The sequence below is a fragment of the Coleofasciculus sp. genome, from assembly GCF_046539235.1.
In the GTDB taxonomy this organism is placed as follows: domain Bacteria; phylum Cyanobacteriota; class Cyanobacteriia; order Cyanobacteriales; family Coleofasciculaceae; genus Coleofasciculus.
On record NZ_JBKHHI010000460.1, the window covers coordinates 1 to 4,912 of the forward strand.

A 4,912-nucleotide genomic window follows, 5' to 3' on the forward strand; every position below is an offset into this window, starting at 1 on the left:
AACCATGAACCATGAACCATGAACCATGAACCATGCACCATGAACCATGAACCATAAACGATGACAAAAAGTATGAAAATTCTAGTTGCCAGTCATACCTATATTGTTGATCTTAACTGCGAAAAGCTACGCGAACTTGCTAAGTTAGAACCTGACATTGAAGTCACCGTAGTCGTACCCCGTCGTTGGCGTCCAGGGGGCGTACAAAATAAAATTATTGAAACCCAACCGCGTCAAGAAGGTTCATTTAGAGTCGTCCCTATCTCTAACTTTAGCCAAAACAACCAGGGATTGCTCACATTTGGCACGGATATCCTTTCCTTATTACGAGAATTTTGCCCCCATATTATTCAGGTTGAACAAGGCGCAAAGTCATTAGGATATGCCCAATTCATTGCCTTGAATCAACTTTTAGGGCTAAAGGCGAAAAATGTATTCTTTACCTGGTGGAATTTACCCTATCAGGTAAAGTTTCCTTTATCGATATTGCACGATTATAACCTCCAAAATACCCACGGACTCGTTGCGGGAAATCAGGATGTGGTGGAGGTACTCCAGCAGCATGGTTATCAAGGGGCTTATACCGTTATGCCTCAATTGGGTGTAGATGAAAGCCGATTTCGTCCCCAAGCCCAGCCAGAGTTACAAAGTAAGTTAGGACTTCAAGAGGATGAGTTTGTCGTCGGATTTGTAGGGCGATTTGTTGAGGAAAAAGGATTATTAACCCTAGGGGAAGCCTTAGCAGGAATCAAGGATCATCACTGGAAGTGGTTACTGTTAGGACGCGGTTCTCTGCAAGCTTTGTTAATGGAAAAGGCGGTGGAATGGGGAATTAAAGACCGGATGATTTGGGTGGAGAGTGTTCCTCATGACGAAGTGCCAAATTATATCAATTTGATGAATGTTTTAGTTTTGCCCTCTGAGACGACGTACAAGTTTAAAACATTAACGGCGGCGGGTTGGAAGGAACAGTTTGGTCATGTTTTGATTGAAGCGATGGCATCGAAAGTGCCTGTGATTGGGTCGGATTCGGGGGAAATTCCGAATGTGATTGGGGATGCAGGTTTGGTGTTTTCGGAGGGAAATGTAGAAGCGTTACGTGGCAAGTTGGTATCGCTGATGGAACAGCCGGAGTTGGCGAATCAGTTGGCTGAGTTGGGGTATGAACGGGCAATGCTGCAGTATACGAATAAGGCTTTGGCGCGGCAGTTGTTGGATTTTTATCAGAGACTTATTGAATGATGAGATTATTTTTCCTGGGTGTCGGAATTATAGTTTTTCAACGCAGAGGGGCGCAGAGGTTTACGCAGAGGGCGCAGAGGGGGTGATAGGATTGGGATTTGATTTTTATAGGATTTGGAAAGAATTGGCGATGATATTACTTAGGTTTTTTATTGGTTGGCGAGTCTAACAAATGACGTAGCTTGCTTTTCAAGGGAAGCGAGTATGACAAATGACGTATGACAAATGACGTAGCTTGCTTCTCGCGAAGCGAGTATGACAAATGACGAATGACAAAAATGCGAATTTTACAAATTGTTCCTTCAGTTTCGCTGGTTTATGGGGGTCCGAGTCAAATGGTACTGGGGCTTTCTAAAGCGCTAGCGAATCAGGGAGTAGATGTTACGATATTGACGACAGATAGTAATGGGGATTTTGGTCAACCGCCATTGGATGTTCCTTTAGATAAACCTGTTCCCCAGGATGGGTATCAGGTGCGATATTTCCGGTGTTCTCCGTTCCGTCGTTATAAGTTTTCCCTCGATTTATTACGTTGGTTGTGGCAACATGCAGGGGAATTTGATCTGGCGCATATTCACGCCCTGTTTTCGCCTGTGAGTACGGCTGCTGCGACAGTCGCCCGAAAACGAAATTTACCGTATATTTTGCGTCCCTTGGGTACGCTTGATCCGGCGGATTTACAGAAGAAGCGGCGATTAAAACAAGTTTATGTGGGATTGTGGGAAGGTGCTAATTTAGCGGGGGCGGCGGGTATTCATTTTACCAGTGAACAAGAGGCGAAGATTTCTCAACGTTTTGGTACAAATGCGCCGGATATTGTGATTCCTTTGGGGGTTACGCCTCCGGAGGATGTAGAGACGTTGCATGCAACGTCTCTACGTCAGGGTGGGTTTTGCATAAACGATATCATCAATGGTGAAACAAACGTCCCATTACCCGCCCCGACAGATTTCCCAGGGAACGTCTCTACCCAATTGCCAATCCTATTATTTATGTCTCGAATTGATCCAAAGAAAGGATTGGATTTATTGATTCCGGCTTTAGAAACGCTTTTGGCTGAAGGGTTAGCATTTCAGTTTATCTTAGCGGGTGCGAATCCTCAAGATCCAGAGTATGAACATAAAATCCAACAACAGATTCAGGCGTCGCCGCTATCGTCTCATACGACAATTACAGGGTTTGTTGAGGGGGAAGTAAAAGCAGCGTTGTTACAAGGGGCGGATTTATTTGTTTTACCGTCTTATTATGAAAACTTTGGCATTGCTGTCGCCGAAGCGATGGTGGCGGGGACTCCTGTGGTAATTTCGGATCAGGTGCATATTTGCCCAGAGGTGAAGGGTGCGGAGGCGGGATGGGTTTGTGGGTGTGATGTGGCGTCGTTGACTCAAACCTTACGGGAAGCATTAAGGGATGCTGGGGAACAAAAGCGGCGTGGAATCAATGCGAGAAACTATGCACTAGAGCATTATAGTTGGGATGCGATCGCGCAGACTATGATTGAGGCATATCAACAGATCCTTGATGATGGCAGATATTGATAACCTGCTCAACCAAATAGCCGCCCAAGAAACCCAACTTCAGGATACTGAGTTTCTTGCTCCCTGTGTTCAAGGGGGAAAGGTTCGCACGTCAGTGGCTAATCTGATTTATACCTTTACCCCTCAACCGAGTGATTTTGAAGGATGGGGTATTTTTCGTCCTGTGGATGAGAAAATGGCTGAGGTGGTGGAAGAGGCTAGCTTACCTCAACTAGCTGAGTATATGAACCTACTTAAACCGCTGCGTTTACGATTGGCTTATCCGTTGCGTTCATTGACTTGGTTAGCCTATCCCATTAATGAATCGGATATGCAGCAACGCTTGAGTATGGTTAAGCCTGTACCTGTACATCTGGTTAGCGATGGTGCTGCATTTGAACCGATTATTGCCCGTTTTGATGGTACGGCATTTTGGTTTGATCAAATAGACAGACGGGCTGAACCTCAACCGACTGAACAGTTACGAGAACAGTTAGAACAGGTTACTCTACCGGATCAGGTGCGGTTTGCGGGAATGACACCGGAAATGCTGACGGTTTATGAACTCGTATTGCAACAAACACCTGCGTATCAGCAGCGAGAACAACATCGGCGTCAGGCGAGAGAAGCAGGGGGAGCAGGGGGAGCTGAGGGAGCTGGGGGAGCTGAGGGAGCTGGGGGAGCTGAGCGAACTGATGAACAGCAGTTGCGGGATGCATTACAGATGGGGGGTGGGAGATTGCGGACATTTCGCGATCGCGGTGAGTTTTGGCAAGTGGAATGGACGACTCGTGATCGGGAACGTCATACCTCTGCGATCGCTAAGGGGGATTTAACCGTGATCAGTTCGGGAATCTGTCTTTCTGGTTGCGATCGCGACTTTGATTTACAATCCCTGGTTGGTGTAATCGAAGCCCGCAGCTAGATCATCAATAATGACCAACATTTCTTTACGAAGATTTCAAGAAACTATCCCTGAATCTTGACTACAATCTAGTTATCGTCTACCAGAATCTCTATTAAGCCCAGAGACATAAGATGCTGACAAAAAAAGTGTACCAGAGAAAAATCAGTAACTCGTTTGACTTTAGTCAACTCTTTGCTCAAAGCATGAAAAAGGGTCAAATCAGTCACTCTGACTGGTATGAATTGCTGATCACACCGATGGATAATGCCTTTACCTCCGATCATGAGGAGGCGGTGACTCGATTAATCTATGGGGTGCGACATGGCTTTGTTAAAGTCATTGATAACGGTTAGTTGTTTTAATCGAGTCATTGGCTATCTCGCGATACGTCCGGCGGACAGGCTTGGCGAACGCGGTGATTGCCCAATTGTATTACTAAGTAGGTCGGTGGAAATAAACCGAACTATGTTAAGTTCTGTGAATGTTCCTCAAACCCTTACATAAACGTAGCTTGCTTCTCGATGAAAGCGAGTATGACGAATGACGAATGACGAATGACGAATGACGTAACTTGCTTCTCAAGGGTAGCGAGTTCTCCGCCGTTAACTTTAATTGTCTCCACCTACTTAATGTCTATTTTCTTTCACGAAAACCTCTATCGAACACCCGCCCTGATGACACGGTTGCAGGAGTTTCCGGTAACCGTATGCGGGGCTGGGGCGATGGGGGCAAATCTGACCGAAAACCTGGCGCGTTCTGGGTTTGGCAGGTTACGGGTGATTGATCGCGATCGCATCGAGGAACGCAATCTTTCTACTCAACCCTATTACAAATCTGATATTGGTGCTTATAAAACTAAGATATTGACAAACACGCTCTATCGTGCATTAGGTATCACTGTAGATGGGCGTGCCAAAGAACTAACGGCGGACAACTGTTCTCAATTACTTCGGGATAGTCAGTTAGTGATCGATACCTTTGACAATAGTGTTGCCCGTCAAGTGGTGAAAGATTATTGTCAACAGGTGCAAGTTTCCTGTTTGCATCTGGGATTAGCAAGTGACTATGCAGAGATCATTTGGAATGATAATTATCGCGTTCCCTCACCTGTCAATGATGATATTTGCGATTATCCTTTAGCACGAAATTTAGTTATGTTAGCTGTTGCAGTTGCTGGTGAGGTGATTATTACCTTTGTCGCTACTGAAAAGCAACAAAATTTCACGATTACGTTAGCCGATTTAGC

Annotated in this window: 5 protein-coding genes; all 5 read left to right on the forward strand. The window is 45.5% G+C overall.

Translation table 11 applies throughout. From position 1 onward, the window contains the following. Positions 1 to 72: 72 nt before the first annotated feature. A complete protein-coding gene (gene hpsO, locus ACLFWI_RS26685) occupies positions 73 to 1,242 on the forward strand; it encodes a hormogonium polysaccharide biosynthesis glycosyltransferase HpsO (protein ID WP_446415437.1) in 1,170 nt (389 codons plus the stop codon). A gap of 278 nt (positions 1,243 to 1,520) precedes the next feature. Continuing rightward, the gene (gene hpsP, locus ACLFWI_RS26690) at positions 1,521 to 2,780 is read left to right on the forward strand and encodes a hormogonium polysaccharide biosynthesis glycosyltransferase HpsP (protein WP_446415438.1); all 1,260 of its coding nucleotides are present in this window, start codon (positions 1,521 to 1,523) and stop codon (positions 2,778 to 2,780) included. Then, positions 2,767 to 3,684 carry a hypothetical protein gene (locus ACLFWI_RS26695; RefSeq protein ID WP_446415439.1) on the forward strand — a complete coding sequence of 306 codons (918 nt, stop codon included), beginning with the start codon at positions 2,767 to 2,769 and terminating at the stop codon, positions 3,682 to 3,684. The genes hpsP and ACLFWI_RS26695 overlap by 14 nt, the downstream gene beginning before the upstream one ends. Before the next feature lie 113 nt (positions 3,685 to 3,797). Next, entirely contained in the window at positions 3,798 to 4,019 is a 222-nt protein-coding gene (locus ACLFWI_RS26700; RefSeq protein ID WP_446415436.1) for a hypothetical protein, read from the forward strand. A gap of 276 nt (positions 4,020 to 4,295) precedes the next feature. Then, positions 4,296 to 4,912 (forward strand): ThiF family adenylyltransferase (locus tag ACLFWI_RS26705; RefSeq protein ID WP_446415440.1); only part of this gene is annotated, 617 nt, incomplete at its 3' end.